The sequence below is a fragment of the Streptomyces sp. T028 genome, from assembly GCF_048159505.1.
GTDB lineage: Bacteria > Actinomycetota > Actinomycetes > Streptomycetales > Streptomycetaceae > Streptomyces.
The window spans coordinates 1-3,030 of the sequence record NZ_JBLRVZ010000122.1 but is presented as its reverse complement, the minus strand read 5'-3'; the positions used below and the strand labels follow the sequence as shown (position 1 = coordinate 3,030).

Annotated in this window: 1 protein-coding gene; it reads left to right on the top strand. The window is 72.1% G+C overall.

The annotated features are described in order from the left end of the window. Positions 1–3,030 (top strand): amino acid adenylation domain-containing protein (locus ACLZN2_RS50775; protein ID WP_416987059.1); only part of this gene is annotated, 3,030 nt, incomplete at both ends.

Below are 3,030 nucleotides of genomic sequence, written 5' to 3'. Positions count from 1 at the left end.
GGAGATGGTGGTCGCGGTCCTCGCGGTGCTGAAGTCCGGTGCCGCGTATCTGCCGGTCGACACGGAGTACCCCGCCGACCGCATCGCCCACATGCTGGCCGATGCCGCCCCTGCCCTGGTGGTCACGACCAAGGACGTCCTGCCGCACCTGCCGAAGGGCGTCGAACAGCCCGTCCTCGCCATGGACGACGCCGCGACGGTCGCCGACCTCGCCCGGCACGACTCCGGGAACCCGGCCGACGGAGACCGCACCACCGCGTTGCTGCCCGACCATGCCGCCTACGTCATCTACACCTCGGGCTCCACCGGGACACCCAAGGGAGTCGTCGTACGGCACGCGGGCCTCGCCGACTACATCGCGGGCGCCGTCGCCGACTACCAAGGCGTCCGCGGCGAGGTCCTGCTGCACTCCTCGGTGTCGTTCGACACCACCGTGACCTCGCTCCACGTGCCGCTCACCGCGGGCGGCCACATACGGCTGACGGATTTCCTGGAGCAGACCGTCGAGAGGCACTTCGACCTGCTGAAGGTGACGCCCAGCCACCTCCGCATGCCGGCGGACACCGTCGGGGGCGCCGCGGACGACGCGGAGCTTCTCGTCGCCGGTGAGGCACTCGCCTCGGGCGCCGTCGAGCCGTGGCGCCGACTGCGCCCGCAGGGAACGCTGTTCAACGTCTACGGCCCCACCGAGACCACGGTGAGCGCCGTGCAGCACCGCATAGGCCCCGGCGAGGAACTGCCGAACGGAGCTGTCCCGATCGGCCGGCCGCTGGGCAACACCCAGGTCTATGTGCTGGACAGCCGGATGACCCCCGTCCCCGCCGGAGTCCCCGGCGAGCTGTACATCGCGGGCGAAGGCGTGGCCCGGGGTTATCTGGGGCAGCCGGGGCTGACGTCGGAGCGGTTCGTCGCGGACCCGTTCGGGGAGCCTGGTTCGCGCATGTATCGCACGGGTGATGTGGTGCGGTGGACGGGCGCGGGTGTGCTGGAGTTCGTGGGCCGTGTCGACGACCAGGTGAAGGTGCGGGGGCACCGGATCGAGCTGGGTGAGGTGGAGTCCGCGCTGGCTTCGGCCTTTGGTGTCGCGCGTGCGGTGGCGGTGGTGCGGGAGGACTCGCCTGGTGATCGTCGTCTGGTGGGTTATGTGGTGCCGGTGGAGGGGGTGGCGCCGGATGTCCGGGCGATCTGCCGTCATGTGGCGGCCGTGCTGCCGGAGTACATGGTTCCGTCCGCCGTCGTGGCGCTCGAGTCGGTGCCGTTGACGCCGAACGGGAAGACGGACCGCAAGGCGCTGCCCGCACCGCAGCAGACCGCGGCCGTGCACGGCCGCGAGCCGCGCACCCCGCAGGAGTCCATCCTCTGCGGCCTCTTCGCGGAGGTGCTGGGCGTCGGCAGGGTCGGGATCGACGACAACTTCTTCGAACTGGGCGGCCACTCGCTGCTCGCCACCCGGCTGCTGAGCCGTATCCGCTCGGTGCTGTCCGCCCAACTGGGCATCCGGGCGCTCTTCGAGGCGCCGACCGTCGCCGGACTCGCCGAGCGCCTCGACCGGGCGGCGTCGGCCCGCCCGGCGCCGGCCCCTGTCGCGCGGCCGGAGATCGTTCCGTTGTCCTTCGCGCAGCGCCGCCTGTGGTTCATCAACCAGATGGACACGGCGAGCCCGCTCTACAACATCCCCATGGTGCTGCGACTGCGCGGCATCCTGGACGTGGCCGCGCTGGAGGCGGCGCTCGCCGATGTGGTGGTCCGCCACGAGAGCCTGCGCACGGTCTTCCCCGCCCCGGACGGCGAACCCCGCCAGGCCGTGTGCGACGCCTCGGCACAGCCGCTCGGCCTGACCGTGCTCGACCTGGCCGGCCAGGCCGATGCCGACGCGCGGATCGCCGCGTTCATCGGCCGGGGCTTCGACCTGACCGAGGAGATTCCGCTGCGCGCGGAGCTGCTGGCCGTGGGCGCGGAGGAGCACGTCCTCGTTCTGGTCCTGCACCACATCGCGGGTGACGCGTGGTCGCTGCGTCCGCTGGCCGCGGATCTGGCGGCGGCCTACGCGGCTCGCTGCGAGGGCGCGGAGCCGCAGTGGGCGCCGCTGCCGGTGCAGTACGCCGACTACGCGCTGTGGCANCGTGAGCTGCTGGGCGACGAGGACGACCCGGACAGCGAGATCTCGCGGCAGCTCGCCCACTGGACGCAGGCCCTCGCCGGCCTGCCCGAGGAACTGACCCTGCCCACCGACCGGCCGCGGCCGCTGACCGGCCCCCAACGCGGGGCGAAGCTCCGGTTCTCCTTCGACGCGCAGATGCACCGTCAGCTGCTGTCGCTCGCCACCTCCTTGGGCACCAGCCTCTTCATGGTGCTCCAGGCCGGCCTCGCCACCGTCCTGACGCGGCTGGGCGCCGGCACCGACATCCCGATCGGCGCCCCCATCGCCGGCCGGACCGACGACGCCCTCGACGACATGGTCGGCTTCTTCCTCAACACCCTGGTGCTGCGGACCGACACCTCGGGCGATCCCACGTTCCGTGAGCTGCTGGCCCGGGTCCGGGAGACCGACCTGGCCGCCTACGCCCACCAGGACCTGCCGTTCGAGCGGCTCGTCGAGGCGCTCAACCCCCGGCGGTCGCTGACCCGCCATCCGCTCTTCCAGGTGACGCTGACCGTGCAGAACACCCGGAACGCGTCCCTCGACCTACCGGGCCTGGCCGTCGGCGCCGAGGCCGGCGAGTCCCCGTGGGCCAGGTTCGACCTGTCCCTCGGCCTCGGCGAACGGCACACCGCGAACGGCGTTCCGAACGGCCTGGAAGGCGTCGCGGACTACTCCGCGGACCTCTTCGACCGCGACACCGTCGGCCTCGTCGTCGCCCGCCTCGAACGCGTGCTGCGCGCCGCTGCCGCCGATCCCGACCGCCCGATCGGGGACATCGAGATCCTCGACGCCACTGAGCGTGATCGGTTGTTGGGTGAGTGGAATGCGACGGCTGGTGGGGTGCCGGTGGGTGTGTTGCCGGTGTGGTTCGGGGAGCGGGTGGGTGT